Source organism: Mycobacterium saskatchewanense, from assembly GCF_010729105.1.
Lineage (GTDB): Bacteria > Actinomycetota > Actinomycetes > Mycobacteriales > Mycobacteriaceae > Mycobacterium > Mycobacterium saskatchewanense.
This window is the reverse complement of record NZ_AP022573.1, coordinates 4,775,666-4,796,252: the sequence shown is the minus strand read 5'-3', so window position 1 is coordinate 4,796,252 and position 20,587 is coordinate 4,775,666. Positions and strand designations below refer to the sequence as shown.

The 20,587-nt window shown below is 68.5% G+C and carries 21 protein-coding genes and 2 pseudogenes; 6 read left to right on the top strand and 17 right to left on the bottom strand.

Annotated elements, in window-relative coordinates; translation table 11 throughout:
• Window positions 1–19 precede the first annotated feature (19 nt).
• On the top strand, window positions 20–1,954 hold the full coding sequence (locus tag G6N56_RS22700) for a PE domain-containing protein (protein WP_163645162.1): 1,935 nt from the start codon (window positions 20–22) through the stop codon (window positions 1,952–1,954).
• Here G6N56_RS22700 and G6N56_RS22695 read toward each other — a convergent pair.
• From G6N56_RS22695 to G6N56_RS22660, 9 genes and pseudogenes are all read right to left on the bottom strand, one after another.
• Entirely contained in the window at window positions 1,947–2,333 is a 387-nt protein-coding gene (locus tag G6N56_RS22695; protein WP_085254013.1) for a hypothetical protein, read from the bottom strand. The genes G6N56_RS22700 and G6N56_RS22695 overlap by 8 nt on opposite strands.
• Window positions 2,330–3,256: a metallophosphoesterase family protein gene (locus G6N56_RS22690; RefSeq protein ID WP_085254012.1), complete on the bottom strand. Its 927-nt coding sequence runs from the start codon at window positions 3,254–3,256 to the stop codon at window positions 2,330–2,332. The genes G6N56_RS22695 and G6N56_RS22690 overlap by 4 nt, the downstream gene beginning before the upstream one ends.
• The gene (locus G6N56_RS22685) at window positions 3,253–3,642 is read right to left on the bottom strand and encodes a cupredoxin domain-containing protein (protein WP_408632645.1); all 390 of its coding nucleotides are present in this window, start codon (window positions 3,640–3,642) and stop codon (window positions 3,253–3,255) included. The genes G6N56_RS22690 and G6N56_RS22685 overlap by 4 nt, the downstream gene beginning before the upstream one ends.
• A gap of 23 nt (window positions 3,643–3,665) precedes the next feature.
• Window positions 3,666–4,367 (bottom strand): Rieske (2Fe-2S) protein, encoded by a 702-nt coding sequence (locus G6N56_RS22680; protein WP_085254010.1) that lies wholly within the window; start codon window positions 4,365–4,367, stop codon window positions 3,666–3,668.
• On the bottom strand, window positions 4,364–4,903 hold the full coding sequence (locus tag G6N56_RS22675; RefSeq protein WP_085254009.1) for an RNA polymerase sigma factor: 540 nt from the start codon (window positions 4,901–4,903) through the stop codon (window positions 4,364–4,366). Before G6N56_RS22675 ends, G6N56_RS22680 begins: the two co-directional genes overlap by 4 nt.
• Window positions 4,904–4,919: 16 nt before the next feature.
• The gene (locus G6N56_RS22670) at window positions 4,920–6,338 is read right to left on the bottom strand and encodes an NAD(P)-binding protein (protein WP_085254008.1); all 1,419 of its coding nucleotides are present in this window, start codon (window positions 6,336–6,338) and stop codon (window positions 4,920–4,922) included.
• Between the two features lie 10 nt (window positions 6,339–6,348).
• The gene (locus G6N56_RS22665) at window positions 6,349–6,921 is read right to left on the bottom strand and encodes a TetR/AcrR family transcriptional regulator (RefSeq protein ID WP_085254007.1); all 573 of its coding nucleotides are present in this window, start codon (window positions 6,919–6,921) and stop codon (window positions 6,349–6,351) included.
• Window positions 6,922–7,048: 127 nt separating this feature from the next.
• Window positions 7,049–7,261 (bottom strand): DUF7956 family protein, encoded by a 213-nt coding sequence (locus G6N56_RS29655; RefSeq protein WP_085254006.1) that lies wholly within the window; start codon window positions 7,259–7,261, stop codon window positions 7,049–7,051.
• 177 nt (window positions 7,262–7,438) lie between these two features.
• Window positions 7,439–8,691, bottom strand: a pseudogene (locus G6N56_RS22660) (HNH endonuclease signature motif containing protein).
• A 346-nt stretch (window positions 8,692–9,037) separates the two neighbouring features.
• Between G6N56_RS22660 and G6N56_RS22655 the strand changes: the two are divergent.
• The 3 genes from G6N56_RS22655 to mmsB are packed head-to-tail and all read left to right on the top strand — an operon-like array spanning window position 9,038 to window position 12,647.
• Window positions 9,038–10,558 (top strand): CoA-acylating methylmalonate-semialdehyde dehydrogenase, encoded by a 1,521-nt coding sequence (locus G6N56_RS22655; protein WP_085254005.1) that lies wholly within the window; start codon window positions 9,038–9,040, stop codon window positions 10,556–10,558.
• Between the two features lie 15 nt (window positions 10,559–10,573).
• A complete protein-coding gene (locus tag G6N56_RS22650) occupies window positions 10,574–11,743 on the top strand; it encodes an isobutyryl-CoA dehydrogenase (RefSeq protein WP_085254004.1) in 1,170 nt (389 codons plus the stop codon).
• Between the two features lie 10 nt (window positions 11,744–11,753).
• Complete coding sequence (mmsB, locus tag G6N56_RS22645; protein ID WP_085254003.1) at window positions 11,754–12,647, top strand: 3-hydroxyisobutyrate dehydrogenase; 894 nt, start codon at window positions 11,754–11,756, stop codon at window positions 12,645–12,647.
• Here the strand turns inward: mmsB and G6N56_RS22640 are convergent.
• Entirely contained in the window at window positions 12,644–13,249 is a 606-nt protein-coding gene (locus tag G6N56_RS22640; RefSeq protein ID WP_158090669.1) for a TetR/AcrR family transcriptional regulator, read from the bottom strand. The two genes, mmsB and G6N56_RS22640, sit on opposite strands and share 4 nt — an antisense overlap.
• Window positions 13,250–13,361: 112 nt before the next feature.
• Between G6N56_RS22640 and G6N56_RS22635 the strand changes: the two genes are divergently transcribed.
• Window positions 13,362–14,231, top strand: coding sequence for an alpha/beta fold hydrolase (locus G6N56_RS22635; RefSeq protein ID WP_158090668.1), 870 nt, complete (start codon window positions 13,362–13,364; stop codon window positions 14,229–14,231).
• 3 nt (window positions 14,232–14,234) lie between these two features.
• Here the strand turns inward: G6N56_RS22635 and G6N56_RS22630 are convergent, their stop codons facing one another.
• The 7 genes and pseudogenes from G6N56_RS22630 to secY form a co-directional block, all read right to left on the bottom strand.
• On the bottom strand, window positions 14,235–14,741 hold the full coding sequence (locus G6N56_RS22630) for a MarR family transcriptional regulator (RefSeq protein WP_085254001.1): 507 nt from the start codon (window positions 14,739–14,741) through the stop codon (window positions 14,235–14,237).
• A 334-nt stretch (window positions 14,742–15,075) separates the two neighbouring features.
• A pseudogene (locus tag G6N56_RS22625) lies at window positions 15,076–15,292 on the bottom strand (3-oxoacyl-[acyl-carrier-protein] synthase III C-terminal domain-containing protein); the annotation flags it as partial.
• Between the two features lie 18 nt (window positions 15,293–15,310).
• Complete coding sequence (locus G6N56_RS22620; RefSeq protein WP_085254000.1) at window positions 15,311–16,048, bottom strand: anti-sigma factor family protein; 738 nt, start codon at window positions 16,046–16,048, stop codon at window positions 15,311–15,313.
• 32 nt (window positions 16,049–16,080) lie between these two features.
• Window positions 16,081–16,617 carry a sigma-70 family RNA polymerase sigma factor gene (locus G6N56_RS22615; protein ID WP_408632644.1) on the bottom strand — a complete coding sequence of 179 codons (537 nt, stop codon included), beginning with the start codon at window positions 16,615–16,617 and terminating at the stop codon, window positions 16,081–16,083.
• A 62-nt stretch (window positions 16,618–16,679) separates the two neighbouring features.
• Window positions 16,680–17,480 (bottom strand): type I methionyl aminopeptidase, encoded by an 801-nt coding sequence (gene map, locus G6N56_RS22610; protein ID WP_085253998.1) that lies wholly within the window; start codon window positions 17,478–17,480, stop codon window positions 16,680–16,682.
• Between the two features lie 2 nt (window positions 17,481–17,482).
• The gene (locus G6N56_RS22605) at window positions 17,483–18,028 is read right to left on the bottom strand and encodes an adenylate kinase (RefSeq protein ID WP_085253997.1); all 546 of its coding nucleotides are present in this window, start codon (window positions 18,026–18,028) and stop codon (window positions 17,483–17,485) included.
• Complete coding sequence (secY, locus tag G6N56_RS22600; protein ID WP_085253996.1) at window positions 18,025–19,350, bottom strand: preprotein translocase subunit SecY; 1,326 nt, start codon at window positions 19,348–19,350, stop codon at window positions 18,025–18,027. Before secY ends, G6N56_RS22605 begins: the two co-directional genes overlap by 4 nt.
• 220 nt (window positions 19,351–19,570) lie before the next feature.
• Here secY and G6N56_RS22595 point away from each other — a divergent pair, with 220 nt between their 5' ends.
• Window positions 19,571–20,476: a class I SAM-dependent methyltransferase gene (locus tag G6N56_RS22595; RefSeq protein ID WP_163645161.1), complete on the top strand. Its 906-nt coding sequence runs from the start codon at window positions 19,571–19,573 to the stop codon at window positions 20,474–20,476.
• Window positions 20,477–20,587 lie beyond the last annotated feature (111 nt).

Below are 20,587 nucleotides of genomic sequence, written 5' to 3'. Positions count from 1 at the left end.
AGACTTTGCTGGAGGGTCGATGTCGTTTGTGATCGCGGTGCCGGAGCTGGTGACTGGTACGGCAACGGAATTGGAGAGCCTCGGCGCGACGATCAACTCGGCCCACGCGGCGGCCGCCGCGCAGACAACGGGCATCGCCGCGGCCGCCGAAGACGAGGTGTCGGCGGCGATCGCGGCACTGTTCTCACAGCAGGGCTCGGCATATCAGGCGCTGGGTGCGCAGGCCGCCGCCTTCCACGCCCAGCTGGTGCAGGCCCTCAACGCCGGTGCGCAAACCTATGCGACCGCCGAGGCGGCAAACGCCACGCTGCTTCAGACGCTCGAGCAAGACGCGCTGGCGCTGATCAACGCGCCGACCGAGACCCTGTTGGGGCGTGCGCTGATCGGCAACGGCATCGACGGCACCACCAACGCGGCCGGGGTCGGATCGGCCGGCGGCGCGGGCGGAATCCTGCTGGGCGACGGCGGTCACGGCGGCGCGAGCACGGCCGTCGGGGTGGCGGGCGGGGTGGGTGGCCCGGCCGGGTTGATCGGCACCGGCGGCTACGGCGGAATGGGCGGGTTCGGTGCGGCCGGCGGGCGCGGCGGCACCGGCGGGCTGCTGTGGGGCAACGGCGGAACGGGCGGTTTCGGCGGACCGACCGGCGTCGGCGGCGCCGGCGGCAGCGCGCTGTTCTTCGGCAGCGGTGGCCTCGGCGGCCAGGGCGGCACCTTCACGGTCGACACCAGCGGCTTCGTCATTCCCGGTGGGAGCGGCGGGACCGGGGGCGGTGGGGGTCTGCTCTGGGGTAACGGCGGCCCGGGCGGTATCGGCGGTCCCTATGGTGCCGGCGGTGCCGGCGGCAGCGCCCAATGGTTCGGAGCGGGCGGCGCCGGCGGAACGGGCGGAGCCTTCGCCAACGGCGGAATCGGCGGCGACGGCGGGCACCTGATCGGCAACGGCGGCGCCGGTGGAACCGGCGGGGTGGTCTCCGGCATCGGCGGACCCGGCGGCGCGAGCGGCGCGTTGTTCGGTGACGCCGGGCTGGCCGGAGCCAACGGCGGGCCGGCCAGCGTCGCGCTGCAGATGAGCGGGGACGGCCCGAACCGCCCACTGATCGAGATCTCCGTAAACGACGGACAGCCGACTTGGGCGTTGGTCGACACGGGCTCCACCACAACATTGATCCCGAATTTCGCCGTCAACATGCAATCCCTGGGTGATCCGACGGCCACCGGACTCACATACGAGTTCGGCCCGAGTTCCGACCCCAAGTTGCAGACGATCGACTACTACAACACCTACACAGCCTCACTCGACCTGGGCAACGGGATCATGACCAAGCCGATGACCATCGGCGTGATCACCAACGAAACGAACGGCTTGGGGACGCCGATGCCGGTGAGCGACTGGGAAACCGTTCTCGGCGTCGGGGCCAACACGACAAGCGCGGGATGGTCACATGGTTTCGTGCAGGAGTTGCCCACGGGTCTCAACCAGGGCTTGCTCATCAATCAACCCGCTCACTATGTCCAGTTCGGCGACAACCCTCTCAGCTATTTCGCCGCGGTTTCCGGCGCACCGGAGACCTCCCAGCTCCAGGTATCCGTCAGTTACGACGGAGTCAGCACCGGCTTCCTGCCTGCCGGGACAGTGAATGTCGACACCGGGGGCGTGGGCGGGGCCATCCCGCAGAACCTGCTCCCGTCGACCCTTGCCGGGTACCAGCCCGGGTCGGACTTGCCACCGGGCGCGACAATCGAGGTCCAAGTGCCCACCCTCGACGGCACCGGATACCAGACGCTGTACGTACAGACGACCGCCAACCTGCCCGCCTATCCCCCGACCCACGTCGAGTCGCCAGAGACTGCCTCCGGGCGTCTCATCACCGGAGATTACATCTTCTCCCAGATGCCGATCTACTTCTCATATCTCCCCAGTGGGGGAGCGATGTACTTCGACAACGTCAGCTAGTCGCTGCGCGGGTCAAGACCCGTCGGCTCCATCTCACGGCGGTCGCCCACAGCAGCACCGTCAGCGCCTCGGCCGCCACGCTGATCGCCGCATAGGGCGACGGCTCCCACCCCCGCTCCGAAAAGCCAAACAACCCAACGGTCCTCGACAGGATGAACGCGACCAGCGCCCCACCCGCCACGGCCGCACCGGCCCACTGCAGCCACGCCGGGCCGCGGGCGACGATGAGCAGGGCCAGCGAAAACGACACGCTGGCCTCCACCAAGAACGCCGCCCCGATCGTCGGGATGTGTTGATAGCCATGCACGTACAGGACGGCATGACCGAAGGCGCTGACGGCCAGCGACGCGGCCAGCGCGACCCGGATCGCGGCGTTCATTGCAGCGCCATCTCTTTCAAGGCCAGGGCCGTCTGCCCTCGGGTGTAGTTGACCTCGCGAATCCCGAGGGCATCGCGCAGTTTGCCGGCCGGCAGCGTGACCGGCTTGGGCGCCGGCCCGTCACCCGGGTGGGGCAACGGGTAAGCGGTCGTCGTCCCGCTGTAGAAGGTCACGTTGCCCTCCGTCTTCGTAAAGAGCTGATGCACATGCCCGTTCAGGCAGGTGACCGAGGCGAACCGGCTCAGGTAGCCGAGCGCCTGGGCAGCGTCATCGGTGCCCCAGCCCCAGTCCGGGTACATCGCGAACAACGGGATGTGGCTGAACACGACGATTGGCGTATCGCTCGACAACCCCGCCACGTCCTTCTGGACGAACTCGAGTTGATCGACGCCCAAGTGCCCGAGCTTCTTCAGGTTCAGGGTGTTGATCAGCGCGATGACGTGGACGCCGGCGATGTCGAAGCTGTACCATCCATCCCCGCGGCTGCCCGCCCCGAAGAAGCCCCGGTACTTCTGCCCCGCATCATCGACCGAATCGTGCTCGCCCGGCACCGTGAAGATGTGCGGCGTCTGCAGCCGAGTCATCATCTGTTTCACCTGATCGAACTGTTCGGGGCTCGACAGGTGCGTGAGGTCGCCGGTGTGGATGACGAAATCCGGTGTGTAGCCGAGGTTGTTGATCTGGTCGATCGCGTGGCCGAACGTGCCGATGACGTCGGGGTTCGGGGGGCCGCTGAAGCCGATGTGGCTGTCGCTCACCTGAGCGAACCGCAGCGTGGGCCGGCCGGCGTGCCGGGCCGCCGAGGCGTCGGCGACGTGGGAGATGACCTCGCCGCCGACGACGGCGAATCCGACGGCCGCACCGAACCATGCCGAGTGCCGCAGGAGTTGCCGGCGGGTCATCGAGTGGGGATCGGGCGTCATCCCGTCACCACCACGGTGCCGTGCATCATCGGGTGGATGGAGCAGACGTAGTCGAAGCTTCCGGCGCTGGGAAAGGTGTGGGAATACGTTGCCCCGGTGCCCATCCCGGGCGAGTGGAACGACCCGTCGGCGGCGACGACCGTGTGCGGCTCCTCGTCACGGTTGGTCCACGTGACGGTGCCGCCCGCGTGGATGGTCAGCGTCGCCGGCGCGAACGCGAAGTTGTCGATGCCCACCGCGTCCCCGGCGACGGCCGCCGGCGCGCCCGAGCCGACGGTGACCGACGGCTGCGCGGCCGGAGGCGGCGACGTGCAGGCGGCCACCACCACAGCGACGGCCGATAGCGCGATCGAATGTCTTCGAAACTTGGCGGTATTCATGCCCACAGATAGGGCGCAGGGTTACAGCGTCACACGGGCTCGTCGCCGCGCGGCGGGGCGAACACCTCCACCGCGCCGTCGGCCTCGCGGACCATCAACGTGGGCAACGGCTTCGGGGCGATCGGCAGCTGATGGGTGAGCACCTGGCCGCTGGGCGAGAACGAGGTGGAATGGCAGGGGCAGCGCAGCCTGTCCCCGGGCGCGTCGAACCACAGCCGACACCCCTGGTGAGTGCACACCCCGGAGACTGCCTCGACCTTGCCGCCGACCCTGCGAACGAACCCGCTGACCGACCCGAGATCGAAGGGGCGCATGCCCCCGTCGGGGACCTCGGAACTCGCCGCGACGCGCTGCCAGCTGCCGTCGTTCGGCGTGAGCGTGGCACCGTCGGCCGCCGGGACCTCGCCCGGGTGGCCGATGAGCGCGCGGTCGATGGACACGGCGGCGACGGCCGCGGCCGCGGCGGCCGACGTACCGACGATCACTTGCCGGCGCGTGCTGCTCGCCATGTGTGGCGGTTCCGTTGCGGCACCGTTCATCTGCTCGGCAAGGCGGCGGTGCAGGTCGGTGAGGAACTCTTCGCGGGGTTCGGCGTCGGGTCCGGGTCGGGCGGTGCGCAGCTCGATCGCCGTGCGGATCTGCGCGGCCTCGAATTCGTCGGGCTCGAACGCCCTGGGCCGCCGGCCCCGCAGCAGATCGTCGACGTAGCGCCGCAGGCCGCGCGCGTTCATGGCCGCCCCCCGTCGTTCACCTGGGCGGCCAACCGCAGGGCGCGGTGCTGGAGCACCTTTGCGTTGGCGACGCTGATCCCGAGTTCCGCGGCCGACTCCTTGATCGAGTTTCCCTGCAGGAAGCGCAGATCCAGGATCCGGCGGTAGCGGTCCGGCAGGTCGTCCAACACCTGGGCGACACGCTGTGGGGCGGTGCTGATCGCTTCCTCGCTATCGGGTGGTTGTTCGATGTCGTCGATCGAGGTTATCTCCCGCCCGAGGGTCTCACGCCAGTGTGCGGCAAGCACGGTTCGGGCGGTCGCGCGCAGGTAGGCGCGCACCTCGCCGACGCTGGCGGTCAGGCGCAACGGTCGCAGCGCCGCCAGGAAGACCTCGGCGGTCAGATCCTCGGCGTCGGCTCGGTTGCCCACGCGGGCGAACAGCGTGCGGTATACCCAGGACGCGTTGTCGGAATACACGGCCTCCCAGTCCGGGTAGCCGTCGTCGGGCACCGCGCGCAGTGGTCGCGGGCCGATGGGATCGTTGTGAGCCGCCACGTGCCTCCTTCACCGATCAATATCGGCTCGGGTTACACGCCCCGTCGGCCAGCAGGCTCTCGAGTTTCTCCGCGGTGACCGAAAGCGCCGTCTTGGTCATGCTCAGCAACCGTTCGCGCACCCGGGGCTTGGCTGATGCCGGTGCCAGCCGATGGCCGACCAGCTGTCCGAACAGATCCAGCCGCACACCGGACAGCCACGCCGTCAGCTCCGGGTCGTCGAACCAGCGCAACTGGTTGCGGTAGTCGGACAGCGTGTTGCGCACCCAGTCGAGGTCGGCGTCCGGGTGCTCCACCGGCTCGCAGATCAGGTTCCGCGCGGTGTCGTCGGGATAGTTGGCTTCGACGTGGGCGATCAGCGCGGCGCTGAACACCTGCTGGCACCCCCGCACGCTTTGCAGCGTGATCCGGCCGTCGTCGAAAACAGCTGTCGCCGGCACCTTCTCGGCTCCGTCAGCGGTGCAATCGACATACAGCGCCGACCCGTCGGCCGACACCTCGCCGTCGTCGAGCACCAGTTTGTCGCGATCGATGCGCCGCAGGCGACCCAATCGCACGATGCCGCTGATGCGCCTCAGCTGTTCGAGCTCGGCGCGCGTGACCGTTGCGCAGCGGTACATGGTGGGCCGGATGGCGCGATCGACGCGCAGCAGCACCCCGCCCTCCTCGAGCCGCGAAAACAAGTCCTCGATCGACACCGCATCCCTGATGGCCTCCAGCTGCGCGGTGAAGTTGGCCTTGATCTCCTCGGCAAACAACGGGCCGGGCTGGATCGTCGCGCGGTCCAGCAGCCACGCATCGCGCGGCACGATCCAGGTCAGCCGATCGGGCGCGATTCCCTGCCCCAGCAGCCACAGACAGGTGTCGATGCCGGTCTTGCCGGCCCCGACGATGACGTAGCGGTCATGCGCGCGAGACTTGGGCAGCTCGTTGGGCGGGACGCACTCGGTGCCCGGGGCCACCGAGTAGGGCGGCGGGCGCATCGCGGGCACGGTGACCCGCATGTAGGTGGCGTCGACGACGCGGCGGGTCACGTTCACGGTGTGGGCGACACCGGCCAGCGTGGTGAAGCGACCCTCCCCGCGGTACTCGCTCATCGGGAAGTAGGTCACCCGCCCGGTCGGCAGCAGCTGCTGACGCATCACATGGTCGTAGTACGCGCACACCTCGCCGGCCGTCGCCAGCTCGAAAAGCCCCTTGTTCCAACCCACTTGGTCGATGGCGCCGCTGCCCAGCTCCCGGGAGTTGACGCCGTAGAACGCCGACGGCTGATGCAACCGCACGAACGGGTAGGCCATGGTCCAGTGCCCGCCGGGTTGGTGGTTGCGGTCCACCAGCACCACGCGCGCTTGAGTTTCGGTGACCAACGTGTCGATGAAGGCCATCCCCATGGCGCCCGCGCCCACCACCAGGTAGTCGGTCTCGATGGTGTGCACCGTCTGGCCCTCAACCGATTTCGGTGGCGGCGGTGCGCAGGTCGTCCAGAGCTGCGCGGGCCAGTTCGCCCAGGGCTCGGCCGTTGTCCGCCGCAATCCATTCGGCGAACGCCTCCTTGAAGGCGAGCACCCCGAGTTCGGCCGCGAGGGCCGCCGCCCGTTCCGGCACACCGCGCGCCCGCAACGCCTCCGCCATGGCGGCGGCCAGCCCAACCTGCTTGAGCGCATCGCGTTCCTGCAGTTCGGTGCTGGTGGCGATGACGGCTTTGAGCCGGGGCGCGAGTGCGCGATTCAACGGCGTCATCTCACCGGCCGCGCGCTCCAGCCCATCGGCCACCGCCGCCAGCGGGGTGGCGTCGGGGGGCGCCGCGGCGATGCCCTCGACCAGGAGCCGCGACAGCGTTTCCTGCCCGGCCGCCAACACCTCCCGCTTGTCGGGGAAGTACCGGAAGAAGGTGCTCTTGGTCAGGCCGGCGCGCTCGGCGATCTCCGCGACGGTGGTGCGGTCGTAGCCCTGCTCGGAAAACAGGTGCAGCGCGGAGGCCACCAGCCGGATGCGCGCATCGGGTTCCCAACGGGGCATGGGTGTCATCGTACGGACGAGACATCGGTCGGATCACGGCCCACCGATGGGCGCGGCGTAAACCTCAAGGCCGCGAACTACCCCGGCGTGACGGCTTGGGTAGCCAGCTTATAGCTCACTTAATAGCTCATCGTTCGAACCGTCGGGGCTTCGGCATCGAGAGCCCTGGCAAACATGGAGGTGCGCCCTCCACGGACCACCCCATGGGTTGCTCGCGCCAGCTTTCAGGCACTCCGGGCAGCGTGAAGTCGTTCTCGTACGCCGAGCACCCCACCGAACGGCCGATATCAAGTGCGACGTCGGCAAGCTTGCTCAGGTCGACCCCAATGCCTTGCGGCATGAGCTCGATCAGTGACTAATGGCTCGAATTGGTGCGCACTGTCGCTGCGGGTGTTGGGGAGGTGTTGGGTCGCGGGTCGCGATGTCCACGACGTGGTAGGCACCCGGGCAGTGCGAACGAAGCCTATTAAGCCTCAACGTGTTTAGCTTCGCTACTGACCGGCCCCGGGTTGCCGACCTAGTTGGTGGTCGGCGGCGGGGGTTGGTAGGGGTCGTACCACCACCATTGGGCGCGCTCGCCGGTGGGCCCGGGGCACGGTGGGACGGTGGGACGGCGGGCGCGGGCCCAGTGGGTGGGCGCGCCAGCGATCCTGGGCTTAGTACCTGGCCGGCGTTGTCAGTGACGCGCAGAGCGTCTGCGGGTCCGGTGATGGTGATTACGCCGCGGTGGTGCAGCCGGTGGTGATGGGGGCAGAGCAGCACCAGGTTGGCCAATTCGGTGGGGCCGCCGTCTTCCCAGTGGCGCAGGTGGTGGGCGTGCAGACCGCGGGTGGCGCCACAGCCGGGAACCGCGCAGCACCGGTCGCGGTACTCCAGGGCGCGGCGAAGCCGCCGGTTGATCAGCCGGCTCGCCCGGCCGGCACCGATGGGCTCGCCGTGGCGTTTCAACCACACTTCACACGTGGCATCACAGGCCAGGTAGCGGCGGTCGGCGTCGGACAGCAGCGGACCCAGATGCAGTGCCGCGGCGCGCCGCTCGACGTCGAGGTGGACCACCACGGTGGTGTGCTGCCCGTGGGGGCGGCGGGCCGCCTCGGCGTCCCAACCGGCCTCGACCAGGCGCAGAAACGCCTCGAGGGTGCCCGGCAACGGCGGCGCGATATCGGAAGGGTCGCCAGTCCCGCGATCATGCTTCCATTCGGCGATCAGCGCCTCCCGATGCGACGCCAGCGCGGCGTCGAACTTCGCCGCGTCGGGGTGCGGAAGGGTGATCCGCCAGCAGGTGGACTCCTCGCTGGAGGTTTTGATGATCGAGCGTTCGGGTTCAGGTCGAGGTTGGGGTTCGGGGCGGGGTTCGAGCTTGATCGCGGTGCGCAGCTGGGTGACCGTGGCGACCCCGGCCAGCTGCGCGTAGTGCTCATCGGAGCCCTCGCCGGCCCGGGCTGCGATGACCCCGACCTGATCCAGCGACAACCGGCCCTCCCGCAGGCCCTGGGCGCAGCGCGGGAACTCCGCAAGCCGGCGCGCAACGGCGGTGATGGTGTGGGCGGTGGCCGGCGAGCAACCGGTCTTCCAGGCCACCAACGCCGGCACCGACCGCGCCCCGGTGATCCCACCCAATTGGTCGCGATCGATCTCGGCGACGATCTCCACCAGGCGCCCATCAATCGCGTTGCGCTGACCGGTCAACTCCGCCAACTCCTCGAACAACACCTCAAGACGCTCGCCAGGACTCACCCCCACGGCGTCAGTAGATCCGGTCGAAGACATGACGCCATCATCGCAACCGCCACCGACAAAAACCGCCCACGCCGGACAGCAACAGCACAACCCGCTACAACGCCGCGAAACCCGATTCGCGAACCAAGACAGGTTTCGGACACGAGCGTGTCGATGAACGCCACGCCCATGGCGCCCGCGCCGACGACCAGGTAGTCGGCCCCGATAGTGCGCATAGGCCCGAAGGCTATTCCTTCCGGTCCGATAGGCCCGGTATGCACGGGGGGGAAAGCCCTCCGTGGTAGCGACAAGTCACCTTTCTTGCCACGACCCCGCTCGGTTACTAGGATATGCAACTATCCCCCTCCTACGCGCGTAGAGACATTCGAGGACACCGATGACCACACTGATCCCGCACTTCATCGACGGCAGGCGCACCGCCGGCCGGTCCGCTCGCACCGCCGACGTCTTCAACCCCAGCACCGGCGAGGTGCAGGCGAAAGTGCCGATGGCCGGCAAGGCCGACGTCGACGCGGCGGTGGCCTCGGCCGTTGAGGCCCAAAAAGATTGGGCGGCGTGGAATCCGCAGCGCCGCGCGCGGGTGATGATGCGCTTCGTCGACCTGGTCAACAAGAACACCGATGAGCTGGCCGAGCTGCTGTCCCTCGAGCACGGCAAGACCGTGGCCGACGCGCGCGGCGACATCCAGCGCGGCATCGAGGTCATCGAGTTCGCCATCGGCATTCCCCACCTGCTCAAGGGCGAATACAGCGAGGGGGCGGGCCCGGGCATCGACGTCTATTCGCTGCGCCAGCCGCTGGGCGTGGTCGCCGGCATCACCCCGTTCAACTTCCCGGCGATGATCCCGCTATGGAAGGCCGGGCCGGCGCTGGCGTGCGGGAACGCCTTCGTGCTCAAGCCCAGTGAGCGTGACCCCTCGGTCCCGGTGCGGTTGGCCGAGCTGTTCTTGGAAGCCGGTCTGCCCCCCGGCGTCTTCCAGGTCGTGCACGGCGACAAGGAGGCCGTCGACGCCATCCTGCACCATCGGAACATCCAGGCCGTGGGCTTCGTCGGCAGCTCCGACATCGCGCAGTACATCTACTCGACGGCTGCGGCCACCGGCAAGCGGTCCCAGTGCTTCGGCGGCGCCAAGAACCACATGATCGTGATGCCCGACGCGGACCTCGACCAGGCCGTCGACGCGCTGATCGGCGCCGGTTACGGCAGCGCAGGCGAGCGCTGCATGGCGATCAGCGTCGCGGTGCCGGTCGGTGAGCAGACCGCAAACCGGCTGCGCGCCAGACTCATTGACCGGATCAACAACCTGCGCGTGGGCCACAGCCTCGACCCAAAGGCCGACTACGGCCCGCTGGTCACCGAGGCCGCCCTGGCGCGGGTGCGCAACTACATCGGCCAGGGCGTCGAGGCGGGCGCCGAATTGGTGATCGACGGTCGCGAACGCGCCAGCGACGACCTGACCTTCGGTGACGCCAACCTCGAGGGCGGATTCTTCATCGGCCCGACGTTGTTCGACCACGTCACCCCCGACATGTCGATCTACACCGACGAGATCTTCGGCCCGGTGCTGTGCATCGTGCGCGCGCACGATTACGAAGAGGCGCTGGCCCTGCCCTCCAAGCACGAATACGGCAACGGGGTCGCGGTATTCACCCGCGACGGCGACACCGCCCGCGACTTCGTCTCCCGGGTGCAGGTCGGCATGGTCGGCGTCAACGTACCGATCCCCGTTCCCGTGGCTTACCACACCTTCGGCGGCTGGAAGCGGTCCGGCTTCGGCGACCTCAACCAGCACGGCCCGGCGTCGATCCAGTTCTACACCAAGGTCAAGACCGTCACGTCGCGGTGGCCGTCGGGCATCAAGGACGGCGCCGAATTCGTCATTCCCACAATGAATTAGGGGTGCCAGGCCACCATGTTCACCCTCAACGACGACGAGCGCGTCATCACCGAGACGGCCACCGCGTTCGCTGCCAAGCGGCTCGCCCCCCACGCCCTGGACTGGGACGCCGACAAGCATTTCCCGACCGACGTGTTGCGTGAGGCCGCCGAGCTCGGCATGGCGGCGATCTACTGCCGCGACGACGTCGGCGGCAGCGGGCTGCGCCGGCTCGACGGGGTCCGCATTTTCGAGCAGCTCGCAATCGCCGACCCCACGACCGCGGCCTTCCTGTCGATCCACAACATGTGCGCGTGGATGATCGACACGTTCGGCACCCCCGAACAGCGCAAGGCCTGGATCCCGCGGCTGGCCGCTATGGACGTCATCGCCAGCTACTGCCTCACCGAGCCGGGCGCCGGATCGGACGCCAGCGCGCTCAGCACACGTGCGGTGAAGCACGGCGGTGACTACGTGCTCGACGGCGTCAAGCAGTTCATCTCGGGCGCGGGTGCCTCGGACGTCTACGTCGTGATGGCACGAACGGGCGGCGCAGAGCAGCCGGGGCCACGTGGCATCTCGACGTTCATCGTCGAAAAGGGCACGCCCGGAGTGAGTTTCGGTGCGCCCGAGGAGAAGATGGGTTGGCACGCGCAACCCACCGCGCAGGTGATCCTGGAGGGCGTGCGGGTGCCGGCCGACGCGATGCTGGGCGGCGCCGACGGCGAGGGCGCCGGGTTCGGCATCGCAATGAACGGCCTCAACGGCGGCCGGCTCAACATCGCGGCGTGCTCGCTGGGCGGCGCGCAGGCCGCCTTCGACAAGGCGGGCGCCTACGTGCGGGAACGGCAGGCGTTCGGCAAGGCCCTGCTCGACGAGCCGACCGTGCGGTTCACCCTGGCCGACATGGCCACCGGCCTCGAGACGTCACGGCTGATGCTGTGGCGGGCCGCAAGTGCGCTCGACGCCGACGATCCCGACAAGGTCGAGCTGTGCGCGATGGCCAAACGCTACGTCACCGACACCTGCTTCGAGGTCGCCGACAAGGCCCTGCAGCTGCACGGCGGCTACGGTTACCTGCGGGAGTACGGCCTGGAGAAGATCGTTCGCGATCTGCGCGTGCATCGGATCCTGGAAGGCACCAACGAAATCATGCGGGTGGTCATCGGGCGTGCCGAGGCCTCGCGGTTCCGCAGGACCGCTTAGAAAGGCGACCATGGCTGAGCTTGCGAGCGTTGCTTTCCTCGGACTGGGCAACATGGGCGCGCCCATGTCGGCCAATCTGGTGCGAGCCGGCTACATGGTCCGCGGATTCGACCCGGTGTCCGCGGCGGGTGCGGCCGCGACCGGCCACGGCGTCGCGGTGTTCGACAGCGCCGTCGACGCCGTCGAGGACGCCGACGTGGTCATCACCATGCTGCCCAACGGGGACGTGGTCAAACGCTGCTACGCCGAGATCCTGCCGGCGGCCCAACCCGGGGCGCTGTTCATCGACAGCTCGACCATCTCGGTCAACGACGCGCGCGAGGTGCACGAGCTGGCCGGATCCCGCGGCGTCGCACAGCTGGACGCGCCCGTCTCCGGCGGCGTCAAGGGTGCCGCGGCCGGCACGCTGGCGTTCATGGTCGGCGGCGACGAGCCCGCGCTTCAGCGGGCGCGCCCGGTGCTGGAACCCATGGCGGGCAGGGTGATTCACTGCGGCGCCGCCGGGGCGGGTCAGGCCGCCAAGGTCTGCAACAACATGGTGCTGGCGGTGCAGCAGATCGCGATCGGAGAGGCGTTCGTACTGGCCGAGAAGCTTGGGCTGTCCGCCCAGTCGCTCTTCGACGTCATCACCGGCGCCACCGGCAATTGCTGGGCGGTGCACACCAACTGCCCGGTGCCCGGCCCGGTGCCGACGTCCCCGGCCAACAACGACTTCAAGCCGGGCTTCGCGACGGCGTTGATGAACAAGGACCTCGGCCTGGCGATGGACGCGGTCGCCTCGACGGGTTCGTCCGCGCCGCTGGGCACGCACGCCGCCGAAATCTACGCCGAGTTCGTCGCGTCCGACGCCTCCCACGCCGACCTGGACTTCAGCGCGGTCATCGAGGCGCTCCGCAACGGCTAACGGTCTCCGGCGAGGGCGCCGCGGACGAAGGTCGCCAGCGCGCGCGCCGGCAGGTTCGCCTTCAGGGAACCGTTGGCCGCCCGTTGCAGCGCCAGCCCGTGCGAGAGCGCGATCTGGGCAACCCCGAATTCGTATGGGGTGAGCGTGGATTCGATGCCGAGGCGCTTGAAGTGGGTGGCGATGAGGTTGCCGAGCCGGCATCGGTACGACTCGTAGATCTCGCCGAACTCCTCGGCCCTGGCGCCCCCGCGCATCGTGTAGAGCTGGAACTCGGTGGTCAGCAGGCACCAGCTGCTGTCCTCGCCGAGCACCCGATAGCGGCGCTCGATCGCCGGCGCGAGGTCGGCGGCGGACTTGATGCGGTCGAGCGCACGGCTGAGCGTCTCGATCTCCGCGTCGAGGTGCCGGCGGATGAGCTCGAGGAACAACTCGTCCTTCGAATCGAAGTTCGAGTAGAACGCGCCACGCGAGAATCCGGCCTCCTCGGCGATGACGTCGATCGGTGCCGCCTCGAAGCCGACGCGGCAGAACACCCTGCCCGCGGCTTCGATGAGGCGCTGGCGGGTCTGTTCCCGTTGCTCGGTGCGGGTCAAGCGGGCCATCGGCAGCCTCCTGCTTCGTGCGCTTGACAACCAGCGTGACAGAATTGCATTCTCATACACAACTGTATCTGGATATAGTTCTGCATCGAATCTCACACCCCGAGGTGACATCGTGATCGACCACGCCGAAACTCCGCGGGCCGCCGGATGGATCGGGCAAAACCAAAGGCTGACCAGTCGCCGGGGCCATCGCATCGCGTACCGGCGGCGCGGGGCGGGACCGACCGTGCTGCTGCTGCACGGCTTTCCGACCTGGTCCTACGACTACGCCGCGGTCGCCGGTGATCTCGCTCGAGACCACGACGTCATCACGGTGGATTTTCTCGGCTACGGCGCGTCGGACAAGCCCAACCCCTACGCGTACTCCGTGGCCGAATCGGCCGACGTGGTCGAGGATCTCGCCGCCCACCTGGGCGTGCGCACGGTGAGCTTGGTGGTCCACGACTATGGCGGAATCGTCGGTCAGGAACTCGTCGACCGGGCAAATCGGGGACGGCTGGGTTTTGCCATCGACCGCCTCATCGTCTTGAACTGCGGCATCGTTTACAGCGCCTACCGCCCCACCCGACTGCAGAAGCTGCTGCTGGTGCCGGTCATCGGCAGGCTGCTGGCCGCCCGGGTCGACGCCGCGAAAGTCCGGTCCGGGCTCGACGCGGTGCGCGGATCGAAACTCACAGATACCGAATTCGATGACCTGTGGCTGGGCGTGTCGCGACAAAACGGTCAAAAGCTCGCGCACCTGCTGATCAAGTACAACGCCGAGCGGGCGATCCATCACCGCCGGTGGGAAGCGGCGTTGGCCGAATGGGACGGGCCCCTCCATCTGGTGTGGGGGCTCGACGATCCGGTGTCGGGCCGGCACGTCCTCGACCGGGCCACCGAGGCCCTGCCGCACGCCACCGTCACCGAGCTTCCCGGTGTCGGTCACTACCCCCAATCCGAGGCCGCACCGGCCGTCGCCGCGGCGATAAGGCGTGCCTGAACCTCAGAAGTCGCCCGCGTTGCGCCGCAACGTCTCCACCGAGGACACCAGCGCCCGCGATTCCGTGTCGGACATCCCGATGTCGGCGAACACCTGCTCGTTCAGCGTGACGGTGGCGTCCTCGACGGTGGAGCGCCCCAGGTCGGTGATCTGCACCAGGGTCGTCCGGCCGTCGGTGGGGTGGGGCACGCGCTCTACCAGCCCGTCGGCCTCGAGCCGGCGGATCGCGTGCGTCACGCTGGTGACGTGCACCTGCAGCCGGTCGGACGCCTTGGTGATCGGCAGCGCGCCGCTTCGGCTGAATGCCAGCAGCCGCAGTAGTTCGAAGCGGGAGAAGCTGAGATCATAAGGGCGCAAGGCGGATTCGACCCGGGCGAGCAGGATCTGGTGCGCCCGCATCACGGACGTCACCGCGACCATGCCCTGCGCGACGTCGCCCCAGCCGGCGCGCTCCCAGTTGGCGCGGGCGAGCGCGATCGGGTCGCGTTGTCGAGGTTGTGAGACGGCCACGCCCCTTCATACCGCACTTACGGCAGCGATTCAGTCAGGCCCGTCACTTTGCCGCCGCGGCCAGCACCGCTCGAGTCGACGCGCGGCTCCCGACGGTGATCCGCGCACCGCCATCGGGATAGTGGCGGACCTTGAGGCCGGTGTCGCCGAATACCTCCCGCCAGGGCCGCCCGGCGGGCGGCGGGTATACGAAGTTTGCGTGCCCGTCGGTGGTGCATACGCCCGTCGCCGCCAGGCGGCGCGACAGATACTGCCGCTCACCAGTGATGCGCAGAATGCGTTAGCGTGCGGCCTATCTCCGCGGCGGCGGCGCGAGCCTCTAGCACGGCCGACATCAGTCGCGCCCGCCCCAGCGGACCGCCAACGCGCCGGCGAAGTCACCGGCGTGCGCAAAAGCGGCCATCATCACCACGTCACCTGCTTTGACCTGGCCGTCGGAATCGCACGGTCGGGGTTGATGGGAATGCCGGCGCGAACAGGTTGCCGCACCCATCGAACGTGTCGCGGTGACGCTCTGACGGCGCCTCGAGCGCCTCGCGCCAGCCCCTCAGTTCACCGGCGCGTCGAGATTACAGCGAACGCTGCAGCAACACCTGACCGTTGTCGGCGGACACCACCTGCACGGCGGCGATCTGGTCGACCGGCGTCGAGATGCTGGCCGCGGGGGTCGCGGTGTGGCCGGGCACGGCCACCCAGGTCGCCAGCCTGGTCTGGCTGCCGTCCCGGCCCACGACCACCATCGCCAGGGTGTCGTGGTGCGCGGTCAGCGGGGCCAGGCAGACACAGTTCAGGTTGATCGCCGTGCCCCAGTGCTGGCGGTTCAGCTGCACGGTCGACGTCAGCAGGGTGGTACCGACCTGCGCCATCTGCTCCGAGGATGCAGCCACCTGCGGCGCGGCGGGCTGGGTCGAGAACTGCTCGACGCCGACGAACACGCCGACACCCAGCAGCACGGCCGCCGCGGCCATCCAGGTCGCGACGCGCGTGCGGCGCCGGCGCCAGCGGACCGTCGCCAACAGCGACGGCAGCAGCTCGGGCGACAGTTCCGGAGTCGACGGGACGGCAACCGGCTGGTCCATGGCCGCCACGTCGTAGCGGCTCAGCTGCGAGAGCAGGGCCGGCACACCGCTCAGGTCGGCGACGGCCTCCCGGCAGGCCGGGCAGTAGCCCATGTGATCTTCGAATTCGCGGCGGTCGCCCGGCGACAGCGACCCAAGCACGTATGCGGCATCCCACATCGCGTACCGGTCGCGTGGCGGGCCGCCGCCCCCGACCTGGCCTTCTACCGGCGTCCTCATGTTGTCCATCTCCTGTCACCCTTCAAGCATCTGAGAGCACGTCATCGTGTGACTCCAAGTTCCTGGAGAGTGAGCCGCAACGCCCGTACGGCATAGTGTAGTCGCGACTTCACTGTCCCTTCGGCGATCCCGAGGTCGGCGGCGATCTGCGCGGTGGTCCACCCCCGGTAATACGACCGTTCGATGACGGCCCGGTGCTCGCTCGAGAGCTGGGCCATCGCGTCGGCGATCAGTAGCCGGTCCAGCGCCGCGTTCACTTCGTCCGGCGTCGACTGCTCCGGGGTACCCGCTTCGTCCGTCGAACCGACGACGTTGCGGTAGCGCGCGCTGCGCCGGTCGTCGATGATCAGGTTCCGGGCTACGGTGAACAACCAGGCCCGCGCCGACCGCTCCGTGTCGCCGATGACCTCCGGATGCTGCCACGCCCGCAACAACGTCTCCTGGACGACGTCTTCCGCCTGGCTCGCGTCCCCGGTCAGCCGCAGCGCATAACGCCACAGGACCGCCGCGTGCTCATCGTAGAGCGCCTTCATCAGAGCGGCTTCGGCAGCTCCGGACGCTTTCCAAGTGCCGGTCACACGAGCCACTCGATCACCTCCGCCTACAGATACGAGCGGACTTGGTGTTTAGTTCAGTGAGCCTAACCCAGCGTCAGTATGCGCGGACCCGCGTCGGTGACAGCCACCGTGTGCTCCCAGTGTGCGGCACGGGATCCGTCGGCGGTGGTGACCGTCCACTCGTCGTCCTGCACCACCGTTTTGCCGGTACCCAGGGTCAGCATCGGTTCGATGGCCAGCACGGAGCCCGGCGCCAGAGTCGGGCCGCGCCCCGGCGAGCCCTCGTTGGGCAGGAACGGATCCATGTGCATGTGCCGGCCGATGCCGTGGCCGCCGTAGCCCTCCACGATGCCGAACGCGCGCCCGTAGCGGGCCTCGGCGGCACGCGTGCCCAGCTCGATGGCGTGCGCCACATCGGTCAGCCGGTTGCCGGCGACCATCGCCGCGATCCCGGCCTCCAGCGACGCCCTGGTCGCATCGCTGAGCGCCTCGTCGGCCGGATTGAGCGTCCCGACCCCGAACGTGATCGCCGCGTCCCCGTGCCAGCCGTCGAGCACCGCGCCGCAGTCGATGGACACCAGGTCTCCGGGCACCAGGATCTCCGCGGCGGACGGGATGCCGTGGACCACCCGGTCGTTGACCGACGCGCAGATCGACGCCGGGTAACCGTGGTAACCCAGGAACGACGGGATGGCGCCGGCCTCGCGGATCACGGATTCGGCGATCTCGTCGAGGCTGAGCGTCGACGCGCCGGCGACCGCGGCGGCCCGGACGGCGCGCAGCGCGGCGGCCACCACAGCACCCGCCGCCGCCATCGCGTCGAGTTCCGCGGGGCTGCGCTGCGGCACGACCCTGCGGCTGCGCAGGCGGCCCAGCGTCTTCACGGTTACTTGCCCAGCGCCCGAAGCGCGCGGGCGAAAACCTCATCCAAGCTGCCGACGGCGTCGACGGTCTTCAACTCGTCGCTGTAGTACTCCAGCAGCGGGGCCGTCTCGTCGCGGTACACCCTCATCCGGTTGAGGATGATGTCGTCCGTGTCGTCGGCGCGGCCGCGGCCCTTGAGCCGCTGCAGCAACTCGTCCTCCGAGACGCGGAATTCCAGCACCGCGTCGATGTCGGTGCCCCGGCGTTCGAGCATCTCGTGCAGCGCCTTGGCCTGCTCGAGCGAGCGTGGATACCCGTCCAGGATGAAGCCGTTCGCGGCGTCGGGGTCACTCAGCCGGTCCTCGACGAGCTGGTTGGTCAGGTCGGAGGGGACCAGGTCCCCGGCGTCCAGGTAACGCTTGGCCTCCAGGCCGAGTTTGGTTCCGTTCTCGATGTTGCTGCGGAACAGTTCACCCGTGGAGATCTGCGGGATCCCGAGCTTCTCGGAGAGCTTCTGGGCCTGCGTTCCCTTGCCCGCCCCGGGCGGTCCCAGCAAAACGACTCTCACTTCAGGAACCCTTCATAGTTGCGCTGCATGAGCTGACTCTCGATCTGTTTGACCGTATCCAAACCGACGCCAATCATGATCAAAACCGCGGTGCCGCCGAACGGCAAGTTCTGCACCGCTCCGCCATTGCCGATCTGAAGGAACATGTTCGGCAACACGGCGATGGCACCGAGGTAGATCGAGCCCGGCAGAGTGATCCGGCTGAGCACATAGCGCAGGTAGTCGGCGGTGGGCTTGCCCGGTCGGATGCCCGGGATGAAGCCGCCGAACTTTTTCATCTCGTCGGCGCGCTCGTCGGGGTTGAACGTCACCGACACGTAGAAGTACGTGAAGAAGATGATGAGGCCGAAGTAGATGCCGATATAGACAGGGTCGCTCGGGTCGGACAGGTAGGTGCCGACGAACTTGTCCCACCAGCTGTTGCCCACCCCGCCGCTGCCGCTGCGCACCAGCTGGGTGATCAGGTGCGGGATGTAGATGAGCGACGACGCGAAGATCACCGGGATGACGCCGGCCTGGTTGACCTTGAGCGGCAGGTATGTCGAGGTGCCGCCGTACATGCGGCGGCCGACCATGCGCTTGGCGTACTGCACGGGGATCCGGCGCTGGCCCTGCTCGACGAACACCACGCCGACGATGATGGCCAGCGCGGCGACGCAGACCGCCGCGAAGATGGCACCGCCCCGGCTGTCCAGGATGGTCTTGCCTTCCCCGGGGATGCGCGCGGCGATGCCGACGAAGATCAGCAGAGACATGCCGTTGCCGATGCCGCGCTCGGTGATGAGCTCGCCCATCCACATCACCAGCGCCGCGCCGGCGGTCATCACCAGCACGATGACCACCAGCGTGAAGATGCTCTGGTCGGCGATGATGTCCAGCGAGCAGCCTTGCAGCAGCCCGCCGTTCGCCGCCAGGGCCACGATGCTGGTCGCCTGCAGGATCGCCAGCGCGACGGCCAGGTAACGCGTGTATTGCGTCATCTTGGCCTGGCCGGACTGGCCTTCCTTGCGCAGTTCCTCGAACCGCGGGATCACCACGGTGAGCAGCTGGGTAATGATGCTGGCGGTGATGTAGGGCATCACCCCGACCGCAAACACGGTCAGCTTGAGCAGGGCGCCCCCGGAAAACAGGTTGATCAGCGAGTAGATCTGCCCGGCAGCGCCGCTGCTGGCCTCCTTGATGCACTGCTGGACGTTCGGGTAGTTCACACCTGGAGACGGAAGCGCGGCGCCGACCCGGTAGAGAAGGATGATGCCGAGGGTGAAAAGGATCTTCCGTCTCAGGTCGACTGTCCGCAGCGACGAGATGAAAGCCGAAAGCACTCTATCCTCCTGCGCAGCGGGGGTCAGTCCTGCATCACGCGCCCACCCGCAGGCCAGGACGTACGGCGTCGCGCGTCAAACCGTGTACGAGACTAACAGCTGGTTGGCGCAGGTCGGGCCAAGGGCCTTAGAGAGCCTTTAAATCTGGTCGCGGCGACGGGCCGCAACGCGGCGTAGAGTTCTGTTGGCTCGTTGCATTTGCTAAGTAAATAGGAGCAGCATGACGCGCACAGAGCAAGACACCTGGGACCTGGCCTCCAGCGTCGGCGCCACGGCCACGATGGTCGCCGCCGCTCGCGCCGTGGCCAGCGGGGGGACCAACCCGATCATCGACGACCCGTTCGCGGCCCCGCTCGTGCGGGCGGTCGGCCTGGACTTCTTCCGCCGCCTGGTCGACGGCGAGGTGACGTCGGAGGAAGCGGACGGCGGCGAGCGGGACCTGCGGCTCGAGACCGACTCGATCGCCGTACGGACCCGGTTCTTCGACGACTTCTTCCTCAACGCCGCCCGCGACGGCATCCGCCAATCGGTCATCCTTGCCGCGGGCCTCGACGCCCGCGCCTACCGGCTGGCCTGGCCGCCCGCGAGCGTGGTCTACGAGGTCGACCAGCCCAAGGTTGTCGAGTTCAAGACGACCGCCATGGAGAACCTGGGCGCCGCCCCGGCCGTCGACCGTCGCACCGTCAGCGTCGACCTGCGCGACGACTGGCCACACGCGTTGCGCGCCAGCGGCTTTGACACCGCGCGGCCCACGTCCTGGAGCGCCGAGGGCCTGCTGATGTACCTTCCGCCCGAGGCCCAGGACCGGCTGTTCGACAAAATCACCGAGCTCAGCGCGCCCGGCAGCAGGCTCGCCACCGAATACCACGGGGATTCCGGCCGGAGCATGTCCGAGCGCGCGCGGCAGTTCAACGAGCGATGGGCCAACCTGGGCTGCGATATCGACTTGTCGGGGTTGTTCTTCGACGGCGAGCGCAACAGCGTCGTGGACTACCTGACCGCTCAGGGCTGGCAGGTGACCACCCGGCCACGGCGCGAGTTGTTCGCCGACTACGGCCTGGTGTTCCCCGACGACGAGGAATCCCAGCTGCGGAACATCATCGCCGTCACCGCGACGCTGCGCTAGCGATCGCCGCTAACCACGTGGCGGCGACCCGCCGCGCCCGGCCACGCCGCGCTAGCGATCGCCGCTAACCACGTGGCGGCGACCCGCCGCGCCCGGCTACGCCGCGCTAGC

Excerpts from the sequence above, each read along its gene's own strand:
- G6N56_RS22700 (WP_163645162.1), top strand. The coding sequence starts at position 20 with ATGTCGTTTGTGATCGCGGTGCCGGAGCTGGTGACTGGTACGGCAACG.
- G6N56_RS22695 (WP_085254013.1), bottom strand. The coding sequence starts at position 2,333 with ATGAACGCCGCGATCCGGGTCGCGCTGGCCGCGTCGCTGGCCGTCAGC.
- G6N56_RS22690 (WP_085254012.1), bottom strand. The coding sequence starts at position 3,256 with ATGACGCCCGATCCCCACTCGATGACCCGCCGGCAACTCCTGCGGCAC.
- G6N56_RS22680 (WP_085254010.1), bottom strand. The coding sequence starts at position 4,367 with ATGAACGCGCGCGGCCTGCGGCGCTACGTCGACGATCTGCTGCGGGGC.
- G6N56_RS22665 (WP_085254007.1), bottom strand. The coding sequence starts at position 6,921 with ATGCCCCGTTGGGAACCCGATGCGCGCATCCGGCTGGTGGCCTCCGCG.
- G6N56_RS29655 (WP_085254006.1), bottom strand. The coding sequence starts at position 7,261 with ATGCCGCAAGGCATTGGGGTCGACCTGAGCAAGCTTGCCGACGTCGCA.
- G6N56_RS22655 (WP_085254005.1), top strand. The coding sequence starts at position 9,038 with ATGACCACACTGATCCCGCACTTCATCGACGGCAGGCGCACCGCCGGC.
- G6N56_RS22650 (WP_085254004.1), top strand. The coding sequence starts at position 10,574 with ATGTTCACCCTCAACGACGACGAGCGCGTCATCACCGAGACGGCCACC.
- mmsB (WP_085254003.1), top strand. The coding sequence starts at position 11,754 with ATGGCTGAGCTTGCGAGCGTTGCTTTCCTCGGACTGGGCAACATGGGC.
- G6N56_RS22640 (WP_158090669.1), bottom strand. The coding sequence starts at position 13,249 with ATGGCCCGCTTGACCCGCACCGAGCAACGGGAACAGACCCGCCAGCGC.
- G6N56_RS22620 (WP_085254000.1), bottom strand. The coding sequence starts at position 16,048 with ATGGACAACATGAGGACGCCGGTAGAAGGCCAGGTCGGGGGCGGCGGC.
- G6N56_RS22595 (WP_163645161.1), top strand. The coding sequence starts at position 19,571 with ATGACGCGCACAGAGCAAGACACCTGGGACCTGGCCTCCAGCGTCGGC.